The following is a 22,925-nucleotide window of genomic DNA, read 5'->3' on the forward strand; positions in this document are numbered from 1 at the left end:
AAACGCCTCACTATACCCTGAGGTATCGCCGCCTTTTACTTGGCTTTTACCTCATGTCATTTACCCCTTGCCAACGTTTCTAAACAGCATTGCGAAAACGCATGACCTGCTTGCCATCGACAGGGTCATCGATCACATGGGCATGCACACCAAAGGTCTGTTGTAGCCTACTGGCGGTGAGCACGTCGTGGGGTGGGCCACTATCGATCAGGTGGCCGCTATCCATAACGCCAATGCGGTCGCACTCCATGGCTTGGTTAAGGTCGTGCAGGGAAATAATCACCGTAATCGGCAGTTGCCTGACCAGTTTAAGAATCGACAACTGGTGGCGAATATCCAGATGGTTGGTGGGTTCATCCAGCAGCAGGATCTTAGGCTGTTGGGCCAATGCCCGAGCAATATGCACGCGCTGGCGCTCACCGCCAGAAAGTGTATGCCAAAGCCGATCTGCCATATGCGCCATATCAACATCTATCAGCGCTTTAACCACGATGGCATCATCTTCAATTGACCAGGCGCGTAAGGCGGAAAGAAAAGGCGTGCGACCTAGCGCGACCACTTGGCGCACGGTAATTCTATCGGTGGTGTCAGCCTGTTGCTCAACCAAGGCAATAGATTGAGCGATAGTGCGTTGTTTGAGGGCGTGCAAAGGCTGGTTATCAATCCGCACCAGGCCTGTCTTTGGTTTGTTCAAACCGGCCAGCAGACGCAGCAGGGACGTTTTTCCCGAGCCGTTGGGGCCCACCAAACCAAAGGTTTGACCGGGCTCGACGGTGAGATTGACGTCAACGACCAGTGGCGTGCCATGTACCGCCCAGGTGAGTTGTTCTGCGGATAATTGCATTAATGCCTCTTGCCACGGACAAGAATAAGCGCAAAAGCGGGCGCGCCAATCAGTGATGTAATCACCCCGATGGGAAGCACCTGACCAGACACTAGAGTGCGCGAAAGAATGTCTGAACCGATTAAAAATACCGCGCCAGCAAGCGCGGTGGCGGGTATCAAACGCGTGTGTTGGCTGCCGACAATAAAGCGCATCGCATGGGGAATCACTAAGCCAACAAAGCCAATCGCTCCTACGATGGAAACCATTACCGCAGTGACCAGCGCCATCGCGATAATCAGCATGCCGCGCACCGGGCGCACAGCAATTCCCATCGACGCGGCGCTATCGGCCCCGAAGGTAAACGCATCCAAGGAACGGCGGTGCCATAGGCAAACCACTAGCCCGAACAGCGCGGCAGGCACCGCTAGGGTAGCATCAGCCCAGCGCACTCCGGAGAGATTGCCCATCAGCCAAAACATAATGCCCCGCGCTTGTTCAGCACTTGCTGACTTGGTAATGATAAATGCGGTTAGGGCATTAAACAGCTGCGAACCTGCAATCCCCGCCAGAATAATTGCTCCTGCTGCCTGAACACCACGCCCACCACCAACACCGCTGTTGGCCGCATGGGCGAGCATCACTACGATGCCAAAGGCGAGGAGGGCACCAGCGAAGGCACCCAACGATAACGACAGCATGCCAGCGCCTAACCCAGCAACCGCCACTGCAACGGCACCCGTAGAGGCTCCAGCAGAAATGCCCATTAAATAGGGGTCGGCTAGTGGATTGCGCAGCAGGGCCTGCAATACCACTCCCGCCAGCGCCAAGCTGGTGCCGCAGCAAGCGGCAACGACGGCGCGACTGAGGCGGTAGTTCCAGATAATACCCTCGTCGATTCGATCAACCGGGTAATCCGCGCCAAGTAGTTGATTGGCGAGCACTTTGAGTATCGTATCAACGGGAATTGATGTCTCGCCGATGGCGGTGCCCGCGATGAGTGCGGCCACCAGCACAAGTGGCGTCACCCAAAGCCAGCGCAACCCGAAGCGCTTAGTTATGGGCCGTGTTAGCGCTATGCTCATGCGTAAAAAGCCATATCAGTTGAAAGACATCGTCGATAGCGCCTCGGCTAGTGACTCAAGGCCGTAAATGCTGCGCATAGTGGCACTCATGGCATGGGCGTCCATCTCTACGATGCGGTTATTTCTAACCGCCGTCATTTCGCTGGTAACCGGGTCATTGTGCAGAAACTCACGCTTTGCTTCGATGTCGTCAGCAGGAAAACGGCGACGATCCATGGCGGCGATAACAATCACATCGGGGTCAGCCTTGGCGATGCTTTCCCAGCCAACGGTGGGCCACTCTTCATCAGACTCAATGACATTGCGAATGCCCAGTTTGTCCATCATATAGCCCGGTGCACCCAGTTGGCCGGCAACGAAAGGGCTAACCCCCAGATCCGTTGATGAAAACCAAAAGACTGCCGATAGGTCTTCCGGCAAATCAAGGCTGCTTGCCAGGTTGATAGCGTGTTCTTCTCGGGCGTTGAGATCTGTCACCAGAGCTTTACCAGCGTCTTGAACATCGTAAATTTCGGCTAGCTCGGTGATTCCTTTATAGATGGACTCTGTGGAGAAAGCGGCGGTGCGGGTGCCATCGCCGCCAGTAGAGTTATCCTTGGTGTCGCAATCGGCGGGCATGATGTAAGTGGCGATGCCTAGTTCATGGAACTGATCTCGGCTGGCCACGCTCCCGGTAGGCCCCACGTGCCACTCGTACTGCACTGCAACCAAGTCAGGGCGTTTATTGACCACGGCTTCGAAGCTGGGGTCGTCGTTGGCGATCCGCTCGATCTGTTCATTGACGTCAGTAAATTGCGGCAAGACCGGATTAAACCAGACTGAGGTACCAACCACTCTATCAGCGAGCCCTAGTGAGTAAAGGATCTCTGTGGCTAATTGACCCACCGTTACCGTTTGCTCGGGTGGCGACGCCACACTTATCTCTACGCCGCAGTTGGTTAAGTTCACGGGGTAAGTAGTGTCACTGGCCAGTGCGAATGAGGCGGGCAGCAGCGATGCGGCTATCAGTGAGTAACATACATGCTTCATTGCAGATTCCTACAGAAGAGAGTTTTTAGATTATTTGTTATAATATAACATTATTGTTGCCTGAGCGAAGAACACTAGCGTGTCTCAGCTGTTTGCAGACAAAATATCTAAAAATCGTTGCCGTGCGGCAGGCGGTAGGTTATCGGGTAGGTTGCTCTCAGAAGCGGGGGGATAGAACATCTGGGTTCGCATGACCAATCCCATGGTGTCGCTTGGTAAGCACTGAATGCCCCAGATGCTTTCTTCATGTCCTGTTACCTCAATCATGTACACTCCCGTGCATGACGAGCGATGCATACAGCCAGAAAAAATATCTGGCCGAACTGTCTCGCTCGATTAATTAACATGGTCGGCAGGTCTCCTGACTGACGGGTCATGGCTAGCTCGCCTTCCCAGACAATGCGTCCAGTGGCTCATTGAGCATCGCTAACCGCCTACAGTTGCGGGGGCAGTTCCGTTTCGCGGCTAAGCCGCAGCGGATTCTCTATTAAGTTCCGTGAGGAACACCGACGGCAGCTATTCTAGGTGGCGGGTAAAGGTAGAACAACAGAAAGCATGATCTTTCGGCTATCTTCATCCATTGACTTTGATAATTAATCCAATGCGGGTCTGATCATGTGCTAGTGAGGGCTGCCTCATAGAGGCGCTGGCCGCTAAGCTGGCTTCGACGCTGTTCCTTCCTCTATACTGCAACGTTTTATTTCATCGCTTCCTTATGAATGGTTTTATCATTACTTACCAAGTCATCATGAATCAAGTTCAAGCTTCGGGCATGCTCTGCATGGGAGGTTCGGTTGAGTGACTTTCCCTTTGTAGGTGTTGTCGGCCAGGAAGCGCTGAAAACCGCCTTGCTGCTGAATGCGATTAATCCGCGCATTGGCGGTGTGCTGATCAGCGGCCCTCGGGGTAGTGCGAAATCCACCCTGGCGCGGGCACTGGCGGCGGTTTTGCCTAACGACACCAATGGCAAAAAGCCACCCTTTGTCACCTTACCCCTCGGTGCCAGCGAAGACCGGCTAGTGGGGAGTTTAGATTTGCAAAAGGTGCTAGCCGAGCAGCAAGCCACTTTTCATGAAGGGCTCCTCGCCAAAGCCCACGGCGGGGTGATGTATGTCGATGAAGTTAATCTGCTGCCGGATATGCTGGTTGACCTGCTGCTAGACGTGGCCGCTAGCGGGATCAATATCGTTGAGCGTGATGGTATCAGCCACTCACACTCGGCGCGTTTTAGTTTGATTGGCACCATGAACCCTGATGAGGGCGAGCTGCGCCCGCAGCTGCTCGACCGTTTTGGGCTCTGTATTGAACAGGCTGACCGCGTCAGCGTTAAACAGCGCATTGCTATTGTTCAGCAGCGCGAAGCCTTTGACCACGACCCCCAAGCTTATATACAACAGTTTGCGGTAGAGCAAGCAGCGCTGACTCAGCAGGTTCACCATGCCCAACAGGCACTAGCGTCAGTGACTTGCGAAGGCTGGGTGTACGAGACCATTGCTGCACGCTGCGAAGCCGCAGGTGTTGAAGGGCTACGGGCAGACGTTACCTGGCATCGAGCAGCTCAGGCTCATGCAGCCTGGCGGGGGGCGGAAAGCGTCAGCCAAGTAGATATCGATACGGTGGCGCCCTGGGTGCTGGCACATCGTCGAACCCAGCCGCCAGAGCAACATCCGCCGTCCTCCCCGCCTAATCAAACGCCTTCAAATGGGGAGGGCGGATCGTCGTCAGCTAATAACGCGCCCACCGGCGGATCATCCCACCAAAATGGTGAGCAGGGCCAGTGGGGCGCTATGCCGCCGGTAGCGCAGGAATCCATTAACCAGTCAGCGGTTAACCTGCCCGAGAGCAATACCTTTTCCCCGCGTGCGCAACGCGCCGATACAGCGGCTAGCTCAGGCAAGGGAGGTGTCTCCGGTCGAGGGCGCTCTCAGGCGGAAACCCCGCGGCTAGACGGGTTCGCGACGCTGATCGCCAATCGTGGCCAGTGGCCTTGGCGGCAGTTAAAAATGCGCAAATCTCGCGCTGGGCAGGCGGTAGCCCATTTGGTGCTGCTGGATACCTCTGGTTCCACCTTGGGGCAGCGTCTGTTAGGCCAAGCCAAAGGGCTGGTTGAGTCACTGGTCACCCAAGCTTATGCTGCGCGGGAGCAGGTCGCGGTGCTGGGGTTTGGTAATGGTGGCGTGGTGTCGATACTCTCCCGTCGTCGTGCTCCCAAAAACGCGCGGGGCACGCTTGACAGTGCCAAGGGCGGCGGTGGCACCCCGCTGCGGGAAGCGATTGTTGAAGCCAAACGGCTAATTCAACATTGGCAGCGCCGCGAGCCTGGCTTACAGGTACGTACTTATTTGATTACCGATGGCCGCACACGGGAATCGGTTGACGACCTCGCCCCGCTAGGTGACTGCCTGCTGATCGATACCGAGCAATCGAGAGTTAAACGCGGGCAGGGCGCACGCATCGCTCAGCAATTAGGCGCCCGTTATTGGCCAGCCTCGTTTGGTAAACCATCTTTGGCACATCCTGTTTTCGCACATTCTGTTTTTGCACATCAACCTGGGGAAAGCCCATGAGTGACGCTAGCCATCTAAACCGCATGCAGCGCAAAAAAGACGTGGTCGATGAGCGCATTAGCCGCGCCACCGAAGAGCGTGGCGTGCTGATTCTGCTTAAAGGCAACGGCAAGGGCAAAAGCAGCTCGGCCTTTGGCACCATGGCGCGTTCACTAGGGCACGGTCAGCAGTGTGCGGTCATTCAGTTTATTAAAGGCCGCCGCGAAACCGGCGAATACCTGTTCTTTCGCGATCATCCCAAGCTTGATTGGCACATCATGGGCCATGGCTTTACCTGGGAAACCCAGAACCGCGAGCGGGATATCGAAGCCGCCCAAGCCGCCTGGGCAGTCGCTAAAGGGCTGCTGGAGAACCCTGCTTATCATATGATCGTGCTGGATGAGATGAGCTACATGTTCAAGTACGGCTATCTTGACCCCGAACCGGTGGTAGAAGCCTTGCAACGCCGCCCGGCGCACCAGAACGTGATCATTACTGGGCGCACCATGGCCACGCCGCTGCAGGAAATCGCCGATACCATCAGCGTTGTTCAGGATGAGCGCCACGCGTTTCGCGGCGGTGTCAAAGCCCAGGCGGGGATCGAATACTAATGAGTACGCCAACCGCTCGCTGCCCCGCGCTGTTTATCGCTGCCCCGGCTTCTGGTCAGGGTAAAACTACCGTCACGGCGGGCTTGGCGCGGCTGCTGCGTAATCAGGGCAAGGTGGTGCGGGTGTTTAAAACCGGGCCTGATTATCTGGACCCGCAAATATTGGCTCAGGCCTCAGGTCAACCGGTAGATCAGTTAGATTTATGGATGGCAGGCGAAGCCTACTGCCGCCAGCGTTTTTATGACGCCGCCTGTGAAGCGGATTTGATTTTGGTCGAGGGTGCCATGGGGCTGTTTGACGGCGAGCCTTCTAGCGCTGACTTGGCGGCCTTGTTTGCTATTCCTATGGCAATTGTCATGGATGTAAAAGGCATGGCCCAGACCGCTGCCGCGCTGGTATCAGGGCTTGCCAGCTTTCGTGATGATATCTATATCGCTGGATTAGTCGCCAATGCCTGCGGCTCGCAGCGCCATCGCGAGCTGATCGAAGGGGCGCTGCCAGCGACGATTCCCCTGCTGGCCGCTGTGCCACGAGACCCTGATTTAGCGCTCCCCGAACGCCATCTTGGGCTGGTGCAAGCTGCGGAGATTCGCGAGGATTTAGAGGCACGCTTTGAAGCGGGTGCCCGAGCGCTGGAAGCGGCTGGGCTGCTTGAAGCGCTTGCAGCACTGCCACCGGTGACTTTTGCCGCTCCGCAAGAGCAGCTTGCGGCCGTTAAGCCTGTACTTAAAGGCCGCACCATTGGCGTAGCTCGTGACGCCGCCTTCAGCTTTATCTATCAGGCCAATCTCGATCTGCTGGAGCAGATGGGTGCAACGCTGCGCTTTTTCTCACCGCTGACGGATAGTTGTCTGCCGCAATGCGATGCGCTGTGGTTGCCGGGAGGCTACCCGGAACTTCATGCCCTGCAACTGGCGAATAACAGCGCCATGCGTTCGGCCATTGAGGCTTTCTATCGCGCCGATAAGCCCATTCTGGCTGAGTGTGGCGGCCTGCTGTACTGCCTGGAAACCCTGACCGACTACGACGATATCACCCATCCCATGCTCGGCTTGCTGCCAGGGCAGGGGGCGATGCGCGGTCGGCGTGGCTGCCAGGGGATGCAAACTGCCGAATTGCCGGAAGGCCCGGTTCGCGGCCATGCGCACCACCGCTCTATGGCAGAAGGCACCCCTGAGCCGATTGCTCATGGCCGTCGCCAGCGCCACCCCGCACCGGGGGAAGCGATTTACCGTCAGAATCGCTTAACGGCGACCTATTTACATCTGTTTTTCCCCAACAATCCTGACGCTGTGGCGAGGCTTTTTTCTGCCAGCCCGGCGCACTGCGAACTGCAGCACAGCGAGGCATTTACCCATGCAGCCCAATAAAGTACAGCTGAATAAGATTCCCGCCACGGTCGTCACCGGTTTTCTCGGCAGCGGCAAAACCACGCTGCTGGCCAATATTCTGCGCCAAGTCACCGGCAAGCGGATCGCCGTGATCGTCAATGAGTTCGGCGAGCAGGATATCGACTCTAGCCTTTTGCGCAGCTGTGCACTGGGCTGTGAAGAGGGTAGTGAAGGCGGGCAGCTAGACGGGGAAGATGGCAGCATCTATGAGCTGGCCAATGGCTGCATCTGCTGCACGGTGGAAGAGGAGTTTCTGCCGGTGATGAAGAAGCTGGTTGCCCGCCGCAATGATATCGACCACATTCTGATCGAAACCAGCGGTCTGGCACTGCCTAAGCCGCTGGTGCAGGCGTTTAACTGGCCCGACGTGCGTCAGCACTGCACCGTCGATGCGATTATTACCGTGATTGATGGCCCTGCGGTAGCCGCCGGTCGTTATGCCAGCGATGTGGATAAGGTTGAAGCCCAGCGTCGCGCTGATGAAAGCTTGGATCACGACCCCAGCCTGCGCGAGCTACTGGATGACCAGCTAAGCGCGGCAGATCTGGTGCTGGTCAGCAAGGCGGACCTACTTAGCCCGGAAGAGCGCACGCAGGTTGAAGCGGTGATTCAGTCGCGGGTGAGCGAATCGGTAAAAACGCTGTTTATCGATCAGACCCAAACCACCGACACCGCCCAGTTGGAAGCGCTGATGGGCATTGGTGCGGCCAGCGAAGAGCATATTGACAGCATCACCAATCATCACGATAAGCATCACGCTGAAGGCGCGCACCACGACCACGCCCACGATAACTTTGATTCCTGCGTGATTACCCTGGGTGAAGTGGATGGCGACGCTTTGGCCAGCAAGCTGCAGCAACTGCTGAAAAGCCACGAGATTTACCGCGCCAAAGGCTTTGCGGCAATTCCGGGCAAACCCATGCGCCGGGTTATTCAAGCAGTGGGCGAGCGCTTGGAAGGTTACTTCGATCGGCTCTGGAGCCAAGACGAGACGCGCCAGACCCAGCTAGTCATTATTGGCAAATCGCTGGATAGCGCCGCGCTGCGTGAAGCGCTAACTGAGGCAGAGGTTCAAACGGCCAGCTAATGCACTTATTTGCCGCCAAGCCCGGAGGCTTTGTCGATGATGAAGGCATTATCGACCTACAGCAGAGCCCCGCCGAGGTCGTGATACTGTCCGCCGCTGATAGCAATCTATCGGCACTGGCCCAGGCGGTTGACCGCCTGGGTGAAGCTTACCCCTCGGTACGGCTAGCCAACTGGATGAATTTGGTAAAACCGGCGGCCTATGATCTCTACGAAGATCGGGTGCTGGAAAACGCCCAATTGGTCATCGTTTCACTGCTGGGCGGTAAAGCCTACTGGCAGTATGGTCATGAGCGCCTGCTCGCCTGGGCGGCAGCCAAACCCGAACGCCGGCTGATTTTGGTGCCGGGTTGCGACGCACCGGATGATGCCCTGTTAGAAGACTCCACCATCGCCTTTGATGGCGCTTACCGCGTGTGGCGCTATTTAAGAGAAGGCGGTGTGGATAACGCCGAGCAGTTGCTGCGCTTTATCGCCAGCGAATGTTTATCGCTTTCTCTGGCCTGGCAGGAGCCGAAAGTTATTCCGGCCGCGGTGATTTATGCGTCGCAAGACCAGCAGGCGCTAAGCCTTAGCGAGTGGCGCGACCGCCAGGTGCCCGGGCGGCCGGTGTGCCTGCTGCTGTTTTATCGCAGCCACTTGCAGGGGGCGAATACCGCTGTCCCAGACGGATTGCTGGCCGCGCTCAGAGAAAAAGGCCTAGAGCCGCTAGCGGTGGCCGTGGCCTCCTTGAAAGAGGGGCCATGCATTGATTTTATCAATCACTTGATTGAGCAGACCGGCGCTATGCTGGTGATTAATACCACCAGCTTTGCGGTCAATCGCAACGCCGACGGCCTGGATGCTCTGGGTGAAAAGCTACCCGACAGCCTGTTTGTGGGGCGACCCGTGGTGCTCCAGGCGATTCTTGCCAGCAGCACCAGTGAAGACTGGCAGGACATGGCCGCCGGACTGCATAGCCGCGATGTGGCCATGCAGGTGGTGCTCCCCGAAATGGATGGTCGCATTATCACTCGGGCGGTGGGGTTTAAAGCCGAAGCCCACTATAACCAGCGCTGTCAGTTGGCGGTGACCCACCATGTGATTCATCCGGAACGGGCCGCCTTTGTAGCCGAGCTGGCGCGGCGCATCTGTTCGCTACGGCTAACCCCCAATGGACAGAAGCGTATCGCGCTGATCATGGCTAACTACCCCAATCGGGATGGCCGGATCGGTAACGGGGTCGGGCTGGATACCCCAGCGTCGACGCTGCAGATTCTCAGCGCCCTGAAAGAAGCGGGTTATCCGTTAAGCGAGCTGTCGGAAAATGGCGATGCGTTGATCCGCCAGCTTCAGGGCGCGGTGACCAACGATCACGGCAGCCTCGACCAGCGCGCCTGCTGGCAGAGTATCAGCGTTGACGACTACCTTGCTTGGTTTAAAACCTTGCCCAGTGAGCTGCAGGAAACCGTATGGACGCGCTGGGGGGCGCCTCACGAAGACCCCAAATGCCGCCAGGGGCGTTTGATGATCGCCGGTATCCGCTTAGGCGAAACCTTTGTGGGGATTCAGCCGGAACGCGACTTTATCGACGATCTCACCCAGTCCTATCACGATATGGAGCTGGCGCCACCCCACAGCTACCTGGCGTTTTACTACTGGCTGCGCGAGCACTATCAAGTCGACGCGGTTATCCACGTGGGCAAACACGGCAATTTAGAGTGGCTGCCGGGTAAAAGCATCGCCTTGAGCGCTGACTGTTGGCCGGATATTGCCCTGGGGCCGCTGCCGCACTTTTATCCGTTTATTGTGAATGACCCCGGCGAGGGTGCCCAGGCTAAGCGCCGCAGTCAGGCGGTGATTATCGACCACCTGATGCCGCCGCTAGCACGAGCCGAACTCTACGGTGCTATGGCCGAGCTTGAAGCGCTATGTGATGAGTATTATCAAGCGCTGGATATGGACCCGCGCCGGGAAGCGTTGATACGCAGCCAGATTCTCGCTCACCTGCGTGATACCGGTATCGATCAGGAACTGGCGCACGCCGTCGACGGTTGTGAAAACAGTACTGATGATGCCGACATTCTCAACGAGCTGGATACCTTTCTGTGCGATATCAAAGAGTCGCAGATTCGCCATGGCTTGCACATACTCGGCACGCTGCCGCCTGAAGAGAAGCGGGCGGGCACCTTGGTGGCGCTGTTGCGACTACCCCGTGGTGAAGCGGTGGCCAGCCGCGGACTGCTGCACAATCTAGCGAGTGATTTAGGGTTGGATTTTGATCCGTTGGCCGCTGGCAACGAACCTTGGCAGGAGCTTAAACCCGTTGTTCTAAGGGAGCTGCTCGATACCCCTTGGCGCACCGGCGCGGATACCCGCGAGCGCCTTGAACTGCTGGCCGAGCGCTGGGTGGCCGACTACGTATTAGCCCCTGGTTGCCTGGAGGAACTGGCCCAAGATTACCCCAACACGGCGGAGCAGCTGCGCTATGCCCGCGACCAGCTATGGGTCGCAATGCAGCGCGGCGTCAAGATGGAGATTCAGTCGCTGCTCGATGGCCTAGAAGGTATTTTCGTTCCCGCCGGGCCTAGTGGCGCGCCCAGCCGAGGGCGGCTGGATACGCTGCCCACCGGGCGTAACTTTTTCAGCGTCGATAACCGTTCAATTCCATCGCCTGCTGCCTGGACGCTGGGCGAAAAATCTGCCCAGGCGTTTGTCGAGCGCTACCTGCAGGATAACGGCGACTATCCGCGTCGGTTGGGGCTTTCGATTTGGGGCACCGCCACCATGCGCACCGGCGGTGATGATATCGCCCAGGCCTTCGCGCTGATGGGCGTGCGCCCTAAATGGTCTCTGGGCTCCCAGCGGGTGAGTGATTTTGAAGTGATCCCCTCGATGCTGCTCAATCGGCCAAGGGTTGATGTCACGCTGCGGGTATCCGGGTTCTTCCGCGACGCCTTCCCTAATGTGATTCGCCTATTTGACGCCGCCGTGCAAGCGGTGGCCAGTTATGAAGAGCCGGGTAACAGCAACACCATCCGCGAGGCGGTGCTTGCTCGCCAGCAAGCACTGGAAGACCAAGGGCTAAGCCCAGAGATGGCCGCCCAAGAGGCAAGCTACCGTATCTTCGGCAGCAAGCCCGGTGAGTATGGCGCGGGCTTGAACCGGCTAATTGAAAATCGTTCTTGGGACAGCGCCGACGATTTAGCCGAGGCCTACATGGATACAGGTGCCTACGCCTACGGCCAGTTCAAGGCTTCCGGCACTGCTGCGCGGGCGGCGTTCGAGCAGCAACTCCAAGGGCTGGATGCGGTGATGCAGAACCAGGATAACCGCGAGCACGATATTCTTGATTCCAACAGCTACTACGCTTTTCAGGGTGGCATGGCCAACGCCACGCGCTCACTAAGTGGAAAAGCACCGACCATTTATCACGCCGACCACGCCAATCCCGCGGTGCCCAAGATTCGTACCTTGAAAGAGGAACTGGCGAGGGTGATTCGCTCGCGCGTGTTGAATCCCAAGTGGATCAATGCCATGCGCGAGCACGGCTATAAAGGCGCCTTTGAAATGGCTGCCACGGTGGACTACCTGTTTGCTTACGATGCCACTACTGATCTAGTCGCCGACTACCAGTACGCCCAGGTGAGTGACGCCCTAGTGCTCGATGCCGCTAATCAGCAGTTTCTGCGTGAGCATAACCCCGCGGCCATAGAAGAGATGGCGGAACGCTTACTCGAAGCCGCCCAGCGAGGCATGTGGCAAGCCCCCGGCGAACACGGCCAGGCATTACAAGACCTGCTGCTGGAAATGGATGAAGCCAAAGAGACGGGGCACTATGACCACCAGCCCGCGCATTAAAGGCTGGTGCCCCGGCGCGTGGCGGCCTATGGCCACCGGCGATGGCCTGTTGGTACGTGTACGCCCACCGCTGGGCCAGCTTTCACGGCAGCAGGTAGTGGCACTGTGTGAAGCCGCCGAGACCTTCGGCAGCGGTTTGATCGAGCTAACCAGTCGGGCCAATATTCAGCTGCGGGGAGTGAGCGAGGCCAGCTGGCCACCGCTGATGGCCTTTCTGGTTGAGCATCAGTTGGTGAACGACGACACGCAAGCAGAACGCCAGCCGCAACTGATGCTGGCACCTGCTTGGCAAGAGGGCGATGACACTCATACCATTGCCCACCTGTTGCAAACGCGAGGCAGCGAATTAGCGCCCATGCCTGGCAAAATCGGCATTGCGATTGATGCGGGAAAAGCACCGGTGCTGTGCGATAGCGCCGCTGATTTTCGTATTGAGCGCTCGGTGGAAGGCGGTTTGATAGTACGCGCCGATGGCTATGAGTGTGGCACGGCGGTGAACGAGCCCGAAGCCGCCGTTGAGCAGTTAATACGCCTGACCCATTGGTTTGTGGACAGCGGCGGCTGGGACTCTGGGCGCATGCGGCGGCACACAGCACCGCTGCCTGACTGGGCGGCCGCTGATACTGCCCCCGCATCCCCTGGCGAGAAGCTGGCGCTGGGCAAACATAGCAACGGTATGGTGGTGGGGCTGCCTTTTGGCCGGGTGGCGGCTAATACGCTGCGTGAGGCTGTCTCACAGACAAATGTCCACACTGTGCAGGTCACGCCCTGGCGGCGCTTATTGTTGAAGGATTGCGATACACTACCCGCGGTTGATGGCTTAATCCGTCATAATAGCGACCCGCGGTTAGCGATGGACGCCTGCCCCGGTGCGCCATACTGCGAACAGGCGAGTGTTGCCACCCAGCCGCTTGCCGAACGGCTAAGCGGCTGGGTGGCAGCAAGCGTACATATATCTGGGTGCGCCAAAGGCTGCGCCCGCCAACAGCCAGCAGCGCTGTGCCTAACCGGCTGCGATAGGCGCTTTGACGTGATTATTAACGGTCGCGCCGATAGCGCACCGGTTAAGTCAGGCCTTACTGAGAGTGAGGCGTTGGATGTTATTAAAAAGCTCAGCGAAAGCCGTTAGGTTTATCGAGATTAAAAAAATAGTAGCTTATATGCTGGATAGCTGAGTGCCAGGGCAGGTTGTAGCGAGGGTCTTTCGACATGGATGTCGAAAGTAGCGCCCATGGATGGGTTCACAGCGCCCTCGCGGAAACCTGCCCTAGCACGGATGCCTTGCAGAACAGTAACTGCGAATTAGTTTATTTGGAGAGTTTGGGTGCCTCACGTTTATGAAACACACGGACCGGCGATTTACCGGCAGTCGTTTGCGATTATTCGCAATGAAGCTGAGCTTGATCGCTTTTCAGCGGAAGAAGAAACGGTTGCGGTACGCATGATTCACGCAGCTGGGCTGGTGGAGCTGGCGGCGCATATCCATTTTCAGAATGATGTGGTCAATCGTGCGCGCTCAGCGTTAGAGCAGGGCGCACCGATTCTTTGCGATGCTCGGATGGTCTCCGAAGGCATTACCCGCAAACGGCTGCCCGCTAATAACCAGATTATCTGTACTCTTAACGATGAGCGCACCCCTGGCCTTGCCCAGGAAATGGCCAATACCCGTTCAGCGGCAGCGCTGGAACTGTGGCGGCCGCATCTGGAAGGCGCGGTTGTTGCCATTGGCAACGCGCCCACCGCGTTGTTTCATCTGCTTAATATGCTCGAAGACCCAGAATGCCCGCGCCCGGCGGCTATTATTGGCTGCCCGGTCGGCTTTGTTGGGGCGGCAGAATCCAAAGAAGCGCTGTTGGCTAACCCCGCGCTGTCCAGCTGTATCGTGCGTGGCCGCCTGGGTGGTAGCGCCGTCACGGTAGCGGCCATCAACGCCATGGCGGATCGTATCGAATGACCCAAGGAACCATTTACGGGGTTGGCTTAGGGCCCGGCAGCCAAGACCTAATGAGCGTGCGTGCCGACCGCTTGATCCGTGGTGCCAGCCATGTGGCCTATTTTCGCAAGCAGGGCCGCAGCGGGCATGCGCGTACCATTGTGGAAGGATTGATCGCCCCCGGCGCAACCGAGCTGCCCATGGAGTATCCGGTTACCACGGAAATTCCGTTTGACGACCCGCGCTACAATGAACTGCTGTCGGCCTTTTACGAACGCAGCGTAGCCCAACTAATCGAGATGGCAGAGGCCGGGTGCGATGTAGTGGTGCTTTGCGAAGGCGACCCGTTCTTCTACGGCTCCTTTATGCACCTCTACACGCGGCTGCTGAACCGCGTGCCGGTCTCGGTAGTGCCGGGTATTACCGGCATGTCGGCGGCCTGGACGGCGACCGCGCAGCCAATTACCTGGGGCGATGACATTATGACGGTGCTGATGGCCACGCTGCCGGAAGAGACCCTGGCCGAGCGCATCGCCCAAACCGATGCACTGGTGGTGATGAAAATTGGCCGCAACCTGGCCAAGCTACGCCGAGCGCTGACGCATGCTGGCCGTGAAGGTGAAGCGTGGCTGATCGAGTACGCCGCCATGACCCAGCAGCGTGTGCTGCCACTGAGTGAGGTTGGCGAAAGCGTGCCTTACTTCTCGATTGTGCTGATTCATGGCAACGGGAGGCGGCCATGAGCGGTTGGCTGAAAATCGTTGGCCTCGGGCCGGGTGCCGACGCCATGATTACCCCGGAGGTTTCGGCTGCGCTGCTGGAAGCCACCGATGTAGTGGGCTATGTGCCCTACGTGAATCGCGTGGCTCCCAGGGCTGGATTAGTCCGCCATGGCTCTGATAACCGCGAAGAGATTCGCCGGGCGGAGCAGGCGCTACAGCTAGCGCTTGAGGGCCACCGGGTAGTGGTTGTCTCCTCTGGCGACCCTGGCGTATTTGCCATGGCCGCCGCAGTGTTCGAAGCCTTGGAAGCGGGCGATGCCCAGTGGCGCACGCTGGATATTCAGGTACTGCCGGGCATTTCCGCCATGCTGGCCGCCAGCGCCAGCGTCGGCGCACCACTGGGGCACGACTTCTGCTGCATTAATCTATCCGACAACCTCAAACCCTGGGCGCTGATTGAAAAGCGCCTGCGCTTGGCTGCCGAGGCCGACTTCGCCATGGCGTTTTACAATCCGCGCTCCAAGGCACGGCCAGCGGGGTTTGAACGAACGCTAGAGGTACTGCGCGAAGCCTGCGGGCCAGATCGATTGATCATCTTTGCCCGCGCGGTTTCGACCCCGGAAGAAGCAATTCGCGTTACCACATTAGAGCAAGCAACGCCGGATATGGCTGATATGCGCACGCTGGTCATCGTTGGTTCCCAGCAAACCCGCTTGATTGAACGCAGTGGCGTGCCGCTGGTTTATACGCCGCGTTCGGCGTGATGATTAATAGTGGTCACTAAGCCAGCTAAACACGTCATCGATACGATGAACTTCATGGCGTAGCGGCAGTGCTGGCCGCTCGATCATTACAATGGGCAGGCCGAACCTTCTTGCCGCGGTCAGTTTGGACGACGCACCTTCGCCGCCAGCGTTTTTACACACGATGCGTTGGATCCGCTGATTTTCCAGCAGGGCGAGATCGCCTTCCAGCGTAAACGGGCCTCTATCAATCACAGTGCTGACATCCGGAAGCGGCAATGGGCTGGTCGGCGGGTCAACTAAACGCAGCACATAATGGTGCTGAGGCTGAGCGGCAAAGGCGTTAAGGTGCATTCGCCCAATCGCAAGCAGCACCCGTTGGGGCGGGCCAGCCAAGGCGTTAACTGCCTCATCAATACTTGTCACGCTTTGCCATTGGTCGCCGGTAACAGGCTGCCAGGCAGGCCGGGTAAAAGCGGCGGCCTTTACACCGTACTGTGCCGCCGCGGCTAATACGTTGCTGCTCATTTGTGCGGCAAACGGGTGGGTGGCATCAACAATATGGGTAATGCGCTCCTGGGCTAAAAACGTGACCAGCCCATTAACGCCGCCAAAGCCGCCAATGCGGGTGGGTAGAGGCTGGGGTTTCGGCGTGCTAACGCGCCCTGCATAGCTAAAAATGGCGGGAATGCCACGCTTGGCAACAGCGCTGGCCAGGGCGCTGGCCTCGCTGGTTCCGCCGAGAATTAGGATTTTGATCATGGCTGAGGTTAACAACGCTCCCTGGCTTACCCTTTTAGGTTGGGGAGAGGGTGGCACACAGGGGCTGACAGCGGCAAGCCGACAGGCATTGGAACGTGCCGAAGTGGTGTTCGGCGCACGCCGTCACCTGCGCCTTTTACCGCCGCTAAACGCTGAGGTGATTGAGTGGCCAGTGCCCTTTGCCGATGGCATTAAAAAGCTGCTAAACCAGCGTGGCCGCCGGGTGGTGATGCTGGTCTCAAACGACCCGTTTTGGTTTGGGGCGGGTACTACATTCGCGCAGCATCTCAGCGTAAACGAGTGGCAGGCACTGCCAGCCCCGTCCTCTTTTAGCCTAGCGGCTGCACGTTTGGGCTGGCCGCTGGAGCGTTGCACTTGCCTGGGTTTACACGCCAAACCGCTAACCCGTATTCGGCCCTACCTGCATGCCGGTAGACGCTTGCTGGTGTTGGTAAGAGACGGCGAGGCGGTGACCGAGCTGGCGGCGCTGGTAAATAGCGTTGGCTTTGGAGATACCCAGCTAACGCTGCTGGAATCTTTGGGTGGTGATAGTGAGCGCATTCGCCATTGCCGTAGCGACGCCAGCTTGCCCGACGACATTGCCCACCCGGTTGCGGTAGGGCTGGAAGTTGCCGGTAACGGCCCCGCCTTGCCGCTGACGCCCGGCCTGCCGGATCATTTTTTTGACCACGATGGCCAGATCACCAAACAGACCATTCGCGCCATCACCCTGGCGGCACTGGCCCCCATGCCCGGCGAACGGCTGTGGGATATCGGCACCGGCTCAGGCTCCGTTGCCATTGAGTGGCTGCTCGCGCATACGGATAATCAGGCGGTGGGCTTTGAGCAAAACGCTGAACGTGCAGCGCGAGCACGCAGCAATGCAAACAACCTGGGCGTTGACTGGCTAGCAGTAAAACAGGGCCGCGCGCCTGACGTACTCAACGATACGCCGCTGCCTGATGCGGTATTTATCGGCGGCGGGTTATCTCAAGCGCTGCTAGACGATTTATGGCAGCGCCTGCCCAAGGGCGTGCGTATCGTCGCCAATGCCGTCACTTTGGAATCCGAAGCGCTGCTGGCACACTGGCACCAGCAGGTAGGCGGCGAACTGCTGCGTTTAGAGCTTGCCAACGCCGCCCCCATCGGCACACGACGGGGCTGGAAAGCCAGCTATCCGATTGTTCAGTGGCGGGGCGTCCGATGAAACAATCGGTGTTGAGAGTAGCGGGGTTTGGCTTTCGCAGTGAAGCCACGCTTGAATCGCTTATTCAAGCGTTAGATCAGCTTATTGATCAGTACGGTGCTGCCTACAAGTACGGCCTTATCAACCGGCTAGCGGCGGCTCGCTCGATGCTGCCGTTAGTCGAAGAGCTAGGCCGGCTGCGTAACATTGAGGTCATCGCCGTAGCGGATGCCGAACTATCAACAGTGACAACGCTTACCCATTCAACACACAGTTTGCAGGCGCGCGGCACAGGCAGCGTGGCTGAGGCCGTGGCGCTATTAGCCGCAGGTCCAGGGGCAACGCTGCTAGGGCCAAGGATCATCTCAGCGGATAGACAGGCTACCGCCGCACTGGCGTTAGGCTTTGCACGAAAACTGCCTGCGCTCGACAATACGGCGTTAAAAATCGCCTCGTGCGCGAGTCCGATCAAAGTACTCATTTACACCACGTAAACTCCGTTTTTTCGTTGATTTTTGCCTTGTCTAGTCTTCGCTCGCCGACTTTTCGTACAAAGCCTAGGAATTAGTTAATGACAGTACACTTCATTGGCGCGGGGCCTGGCGCGCCGGATCTGCTTACCCTACGCGGGCGCGACTTAATCGCCGCCTGCCCGGTGTGCTTGTATGCAGGTTCTTTAGTGCCGGAGCAAATTCTGGAACACTGCCCGGCAGGGGCCAGAGTAATTAATACCGCGCAGCTCTCGCTGGATGAGATTATGCAGGAGATTAGCCGCGCCCACGCTGAAGGCCAGGACATCGCCAGACTGCATTCGGGGGACCTCTCGGTATGGTCGGCCATGGGCGAGCAACTGCGCCGCCTGCGCGAGTTGAATATCCCCTACAGCATTACCCCTGGCGTGCCATCGTTTGCGGCAGCGGCGGCAACCTTAGGTCAGGAGTTAACGCTGCCCGGCGTGGCTCAGTCGGTGGTGCTCACCCGTACACCGGGTCGTGCCAGTGCCATGCCCAGTCACGAGACGCTTGCCAACTTCGCCCGCACTGAGGCAACGCTGGCTATCCATCTCTCGATCCATAACCTTTCCCAGGTAGTCGAAAGCCTGACGCCTTACTACGGCGCGCAGTGTCCGGTGGCGATTGTGTGGCGAGCAAGCTGGCCCGATGAGCGAGTGGTGCGGGGGCGGCTGGCGACTATAGAAGGGCTGATCGATGATTCCATGCAGCGCACCGCATTGATCCTGGTGGGGCCAGTGCTTGAAAGCGATGACTTCCAGGAGAGCAGCCTCTACGCGGTAGGCTACGACCGCCGTTTTCGCCCTCAGTCGGCGGATTCGCCTTTTGCCACGGCAAGCCAAGACCAAGAGAGTGAATCATGATCACGCTATCGCTAATAGGTATCGGCACCGGCAACCTTGATCACGTCACCCTGGCCGCCGTGCGCGCCCTCAATAGCGCCGACCTGATTCTTCTGCCCCGCAAAGGCGAGGCCAAGTCGGATTTGATCGACCTACGCCGCTTACTCTGCGAGCGCCTGTTAGAAGAACCGGTGACTACCAAGATCGTCGAGTTCGATCTTCCCAGTCGCGATGATCATAATGATTACCTTAGTGCGGTAGACGACTGGCACGCTGCGATTGCCAGCGTTTGGGCGCAGTTGATGGATAGACATCTCCCCAATGGCGGGCGGGTCGGCATGCTGGTGTGGGGCGACCCCTCGCTTTACGACAGCAGCCTGCGTATTAGCCAGCGGCTAAACGCTACGGGTAAGCAGGTGGATGTCGAGGTCGTGCCTGGCATCACCAGCCTGCAGGTGCTTACCGCTGAACATAAAATTCCCCTCAATGCGCTTGCCGAGCCAGTACAAATCACCACCGGCCGCCGCCTACGCGAGCGCGGCTGGCCGAACGATGCCGCCACGGTAGCCGTGATGCTGGATAGCGGCGGGGCGTTTACCACGCTGCCGTTTGACGACACCTACATCTGGTGGGGCGCCTACCTGGGCATGGATAAACAGTGCTTAATCAAAGGCTGGCTAAGCGAGGCCAGCGACCAAATCATCCAACGCCGCGCGGAACTACGCGACACCCACGGCTGGATTATGGATATTTATCTGCTCGCCAAAAAGCCGGAAAAATAAACCCAGGTATCAATATGGAATATTTTTCCATAAAATAATCCTGCCTATTAAATAACCAAGCTATCAGGAGCGACTATGAGCTTTTACGTCTATCTTTCTGGCGAGATCCACACCGACTGGCGCGAAGAGATCCAGCGCGGCGCTGATGCAGCGGGCCTGGATATCGTCTTCACCGCACCCGTCACCGATCACGACGCCAGTGACGCTGCAGGCGATCACCTGGGCAAGCCGGAAAATGGCTTCTGGCGCGACCATCAGTCCTCTAAGGTCAATGCCATCCGCACCCGCACCATGATCGAGCAAGCGGATCTGGTGGTTGTGCGCTTCGGCGACAAGTACAAACAGTGGAACGCCGCCTTTGATGCAGGCTACTGCGCCGCACTTGCCAAGCCCTACATCACCCTGCACAGCGAAGACATCGTTCACCCACTGAAAGAAGTCGATGCTCAAGCCCAGGCCTGGTGCACCACCACCGATCAAGTCGTCGAAACCCTGCGTTACGTCCTCAAAGCCTAAACCTTAACGCCTCCTGCAACACCGCCACTGCATTAGTGGTGTTGTGGGAGGGCGCTTTAGCGCGCAACCATCCCGGCCCATAAACTACCCCGCCACTGAATCGATACTCTGCCCTAGTGTTGTAGGAGGGCGCTTCAGCGCGCGATGATCACGCCACATAAGCAATCTAGCCACCCCGTAGCGCGGCGTAACGCTTGGCGAGGAACGAGCTAAAAAGCACCCGCGATAGCTGCCCAAAGCCTGCTCCAGCTCAATTTTTCTTCAAAGCCGCGTGACCTAAGCCAAATTTATCAATAAAGTATGATTAAATCGTAAAAATGAGCCGGCACGCGAATTTTGAATATGTTGCCATGCTGGATAAATAAATATATAAAAAAAACAGTGGTTTATGATTTTCGAGCGGCTAGGTAACACCAATAACGTGCTGACATGTTCAAGGGTGTTATGCAGCAGGCTATATAATCACTGTTAAGCATCAACAAGATTAGGGTGGCATTGTGAAGCCAGCGGAAAAAATTAAAACCCAAAAGATTGTCGATAAGATCGAAGCTGGCGATTTTGATGAAAACGATATTGACAACCTTTTCATGAAGCTGCGCGCTTATTCCTCTAGTCACAGGGTCTTCAGAGAGATAGCGGACTTCGTAGCTCATAATGATAGTCGGGACAGAGGGCTGGCAAACCAAGCTCTTGAAACCATGTATCTTAGTATGAGGTTCTTCCTAGAATATAATTCACCCAAAAAGACATTGGATTTATCACAGCCGTTTCCGCTTTGGATCAAACGCTTGATGATATTTCAGGTTGAAAAATGCGGAGAAGAAATTCTAAAGGAAAAATTTAACGTAACTGCTTCTCGGTTAAAAAGCAGGATAGAAAACAGCTTTAAAATCGATAAAAAAGCAAAAATCGCTCAGTATAAAGACGGCAAGCTATCGGAAAATACTTTCGAAGCAATTCAGCACGTAATGAGCTTTATCAGTGGCAATGCCGCTTTTACCCAGGATCAACTGATCGACGAGTTGGTAGGTGTCCTCGGTGCTAATCGCTTACGATTTGACACCGACGTGATCCTTTCTCTATCGGACAAGATAACGCTGTGCACGCTTCTGCTTTTCCATCAGTCAGAGTTTGATATTCGGAGCCATAAAAAAGCGCAATGTGAAGTCGCTGCTGAAAAAAGCTCGATATCACACAACGTTCAGTTCGTCGACGTGAAGGGAAACCCAGTTGAACACCATGAGACGTTCGGCACACTATCCGTTATGGGTACGGTCACGGTTAAAAGTGATGAACAGGACCTAGGAATCTCGCACTGTGTAATGTCTACAAATCTCGAAGTGGAATCTTGGTGTGCCGATAATCTTTTCCGTATAGAGCCTTTAAGCGATGAAGTACCAAATCACATGTGTAAACGCATTCGGCTAGACACCGACCTGGCAATTGACAAGGATTTCAAACTGGCAGCCGCAAATGCTTAACAAACGGCTGCACAGCGACCGATTTTCCGCCGCTTTGCGGCTCCAAACCGACGCGTGAGCCGGGCGTTATGAAATCAGGAGAAATACTACGTGACTGGACTGGTATTGGAACTACAAAGAGATGCTCTTGATCGTAATGTAAGGGTTAGCGACTTGCTAAGAAAGGCGTTTGTCATATCTCGAAAGCTAAATATCTCAGAAATTCAAGAGTGGATTAATTATGAATTAAATGGATACCCTCGTGAAGAAGATATAACTCCTGACTATAGAATGATTTACGGAACTCCAAAGATTTGGAATCCATATCATGGTTGGCAACCATTGAATTTCGGTGACCCAAAGATGGCCGACCAACTATCCAGCCGAAAGAACTCTCAAGCTATTGGTGAGTTAGATGAACTGGTGGCTAAGGATGGTTCAGGGAGATTATATATGCCTTATCCGCAACACATAGTTAATTGGCTAATGGAGCACATGGATGTTCCTTTGCAGCCTTCACTATTAGTGCCTCATACTGAGGTCATTGGAATCCTAGACGCAGTTAGAAATAAAGTGCTTGAATGGGCATTACAACTTGAAACGCAAGGAGTATTGGGAGAAGGGATGAGCTTCACAGAAAAAGAGAAACAGTCAGCACATACCGTTACATATCAGGTAACTAATAATATTGGTAGTATGCAAAACTCTCAATTACAACAAGATTCACCGAATGCTACTCAATCCCTGACAGTAAACATGGATTTTAAGCAGTTGGCTGGTTTCATCGAAGCACTTAAAGGGCAGGTAGATGGATTACAGTTGAATTCAATAGAAAAAGACGAACTGTGCGCTGAGATCGCAACAATTGAACATCAGATTGCTTCACCTAAACCAAAACCAGTGATTGTAAAGGAATCTTTAAATACAGTTAGATCTTTGTTAGAAGGTATCGCTGGCAGCATAATAGCAAGTGGCTTGCTGACTCAATTATCAGCTTTCGTGTAGTACTTTCATAACAAGCGCATTTGCGGCTGGTTTTCCGCTGCGCTCCAAACC

At 56.5% G+C, this 22,925-nt stretch carries 21 protein-coding genes and 1 riboswitch; of the genes, 16 read left to right on the forward strand and 5 right to left on the reverse strand.

From position 1 onward, the window contains the following. Window positions 1-79: 79 nt before the first annotated feature. The 4 genes from K7H08_RS14740 to K7H08_RS14755 form a co-directional block, all read right to left on the reverse strand. A complete protein-coding gene (locus tag K7H08_RS14740; protein WP_231658377.1) occupies window positions 80-844 on the reverse strand; it encodes an ABC transporter ATP-binding protein in 765 nt (254 codons plus the stop codon). Then, window positions 844-1,908, reverse strand: a complete 1,065-nt coding sequence (locus tag K7H08_RS14745) for a FecCD family ABC transporter permease (protein ID WP_095604259.1) — start codon at window positions 1,906-1,908, stop codon at window positions 844-846. Before K7H08_RS14745 ends, K7H08_RS14740 begins: the two co-directional genes overlap by 1 nt. A 15-nt stretch (window positions 1,909-1,923) precedes the next feature. After that, on the reverse strand, window positions 1,924-2,937 hold the full coding sequence (locus K7H08_RS14750; protein WP_231658378.1) for an ABC transporter substrate-binding protein: 1,014 nt from the start codon (window positions 2,935-2,937) through the stop codon (window positions 1,924-1,926). A gap of 84 nt (window positions 2,938-3,021) precedes the next feature. Beyond that, window positions 3,022-3,204 (reverse strand): hypothetical protein, encoded by a 183-nt coding sequence (locus K7H08_RS14755; RefSeq protein WP_231658379.1) that lies wholly within the window; start codon window positions 3,202-3,204, stop codon window positions 3,022-3,024. A gap of 67 nt (window positions 3,205-3,271) precedes the next feature. Further along, window positions 3,272-3,463: riboswitch (cobalamin riboswitch) on the reverse strand. 268 nt (window positions 3,464-3,731) lie between these two features. Here K7H08_RS14755 and K7H08_RS14760 point away from each other — a divergent pair. From K7H08_RS14760 to cobJ, 9 genes are all read left to right on the forward strand, one after another. Next, entirely contained in the window at window positions 3,732-5,504 is a 1,773-nt protein-coding gene (locus K7H08_RS14760) for an AAA family ATPase (RefSeq protein ID WP_231658380.1), read from the forward strand. Further along, on the forward strand, window positions 5,501-6,094 hold the full coding sequence (cobO, locus tag K7H08_RS14765; RefSeq protein ID WP_038483381.1) for a cob(I)yrinic acid a,c-diamide adenosyltransferase: 594 nt from the start codon (window positions 5,501-5,503) through the stop codon (window positions 6,092-6,094). The genes K7H08_RS14760 and cobO overlap by 4 nt, the downstream gene beginning before the upstream one ends. Further along, complete coding sequence (locus tag K7H08_RS14770; protein WP_120387119.1) at window positions 6,094-7,464, forward strand: cobyrinate a,c-diamide synthase; 1,371 nt, start codon at window positions 6,094-6,096, stop codon at window positions 7,462-7,464. Before cobO ends, K7H08_RS14770 begins: the two co-directional genes overlap by 1 nt. Then, entirely contained in the window at window positions 7,451-8,572 is a 1,122-nt protein-coding gene (gene cobW / locus K7H08_RS14775) for a cobalamin biosynthesis protein CobW (protein WP_231658381.1), read from the forward strand. The genes K7H08_RS14770 and cobW overlap by 14 nt, the downstream gene beginning before the upstream one ends. After that, window positions 8,572-12,411 carry a cobaltochelatase subunit CobN gene (cobN, locus tag K7H08_RS14780; RefSeq protein ID WP_231658382.1) on the forward strand — a complete coding sequence of 1,280 codons (3,840 nt, stop codon included), beginning with the start codon at window positions 8,572-8,574 and terminating at the stop codon, window positions 12,409-12,411. Before cobW ends, cobN begins: the two co-directional genes overlap by 1 nt. After that, window positions 12,389-13,540 (forward strand): cobalamin biosynthesis protein CobG, encoded by a 1,152-nt coding sequence (locus tag K7H08_RS14785; RefSeq protein ID WP_231658383.1) that lies wholly within the window; start codon window positions 12,389-12,391, stop codon window positions 13,538-13,540. Before cobN ends, K7H08_RS14785 begins: the two co-directional genes overlap by 23 nt. 195 nt (window positions 13,541-13,735) lie before the next feature. Continuing rightward, window positions 13,736-14,365 carry a precorrin-8X methylmutase gene (locus tag K7H08_RS14790; protein ID WP_231658384.1) on the forward strand — a complete coding sequence of 210 codons (630 nt, stop codon included), beginning with the start codon at window positions 13,736-13,738 and terminating at the stop codon, window positions 14,363-14,365. Then, window positions 14,362-15,087, forward strand: a complete 726-nt coding sequence (gene cobI / locus K7H08_RS14795; protein WP_095604250.1) for a precorrin-2 C(20)-methyltransferase — start codon at window positions 14,362-14,364, stop codon at window positions 15,085-15,087. Before K7H08_RS14790 ends, cobI begins: the two co-directional genes overlap by 4 nt. Continuing rightward, on the forward strand, window positions 15,084-15,830 hold the full coding sequence (gene cobJ, locus K7H08_RS14800) for a precorrin-3B C(17)-methyltransferase (RefSeq protein ID WP_231658385.1): 747 nt from the start codon (window positions 15,084-15,086) through the stop codon (window positions 15,828-15,830). Before cobI ends, cobJ begins: the two co-directional genes overlap by 4 nt. Window positions 15,831-15,833: 3 nt before the next feature. On the opposite strand, the gene K7H08_RS14805 is transcribed toward cobJ, so the two are convergent. Beyond that, a complete protein-coding gene (locus K7H08_RS14805) occupies window positions 15,834-16,571 on the reverse strand; it encodes a cobalt-precorrin-6A reductase (RefSeq protein WP_231658386.1) in 738 nt (245 codons plus the stop codon). Here K7H08_RS14805 and cbiE point away from each other — a divergent pair. From cbiE to K7H08_RS14840, 7 genes are all read left to right on the forward strand, one after another. Further along, on the forward strand, window positions 16,570-17,778 hold the full coding sequence (gene cbiE / locus K7H08_RS14810) for a precorrin-6y C5,15-methyltransferase (decarboxylating) subunit CbiE (RefSeq protein WP_231658387.1): 1,209 nt from the start codon (window positions 16,570-16,572) through the stop codon (window positions 17,776-17,778). The two genes, K7H08_RS14805 and cbiE, sit on opposite strands and share 2 nt — an antisense overlap. Then, the gene (locus K7H08_RS14815; RefSeq protein ID WP_231658388.1) at window positions 17,775-18,251 is read left to right on the forward strand and encodes a cobalamin biosynthesis protein; all 477 of its coding nucleotides are present in this window, start codon (window positions 17,775-17,777) and stop codon (window positions 18,249-18,251) included. Before cbiE ends, K7H08_RS14815 begins: the two co-directional genes overlap by 4 nt. 77 nt (window positions 18,252-18,328) lie before the next feature. Then, window positions 18,329-19,132 carry a precorrin-4 C(11)-methyltransferase gene (gene cobM, locus K7H08_RS14820; RefSeq protein ID WP_231658389.1) on the forward strand — a complete coding sequence of 268 codons (804 nt, stop codon included), beginning with the start codon at window positions 18,329-18,331 and terminating at the stop codon, window positions 19,130-19,132. After that, window positions 19,129-19,893: a precorrin-6A synthase (deacetylating) gene (cobF, locus tag K7H08_RS14825; RefSeq protein WP_231658390.1), complete on the forward strand. Its 765-nt coding sequence runs from the start codon at window positions 19,129-19,131 to the stop codon at window positions 19,891-19,893. Before cobM ends, cobF begins: the two co-directional genes overlap by 4 nt. A gap of 75 nt (window positions 19,894-19,968) precedes the next feature. Then, the gene (locus K7H08_RS14830) at window positions 19,969-20,409 is read left to right on the forward strand and encodes a YtoQ family protein (RefSeq protein WP_009723617.1); all 441 of its coding nucleotides are present in this window, start codon (window positions 19,969-19,971) and stop codon (window positions 20,407-20,409) included. A gap of 497 nt (window positions 20,410-20,906) precedes the next feature. Then, window positions 20,907-21,890, forward strand: a complete 984-nt coding sequence (locus K7H08_RS14835) for a hypothetical protein (RefSeq protein WP_231658391.1) — start codon at window positions 20,907-20,909, stop codon at window positions 21,888-21,890. A 90-nt stretch (window positions 21,891-21,980) separates the two neighbouring features. Further along, on the forward strand, window positions 21,981-22,874 hold the full coding sequence (locus tag K7H08_RS14840) for an AbiTii domain-containing protein (RefSeq protein ID WP_231658392.1): 894 nt from the start codon (window positions 21,981-21,983) through the stop codon (window positions 22,872-22,874). Window positions 22,875-22,925: the final 51 nt, after the last annotated feature.

The sequence above is a fragment of the Halomonas sp. IOP_6 genome (assembly GCF_021151565.1).
In the GTDB taxonomy this organism is placed as follows: domain Bacteria; phylum Pseudomonadota; class Gammaproteobacteria; order Pseudomonadales; family Halomonadaceae; genus Vreelandella; species Vreelandella alkaliphila.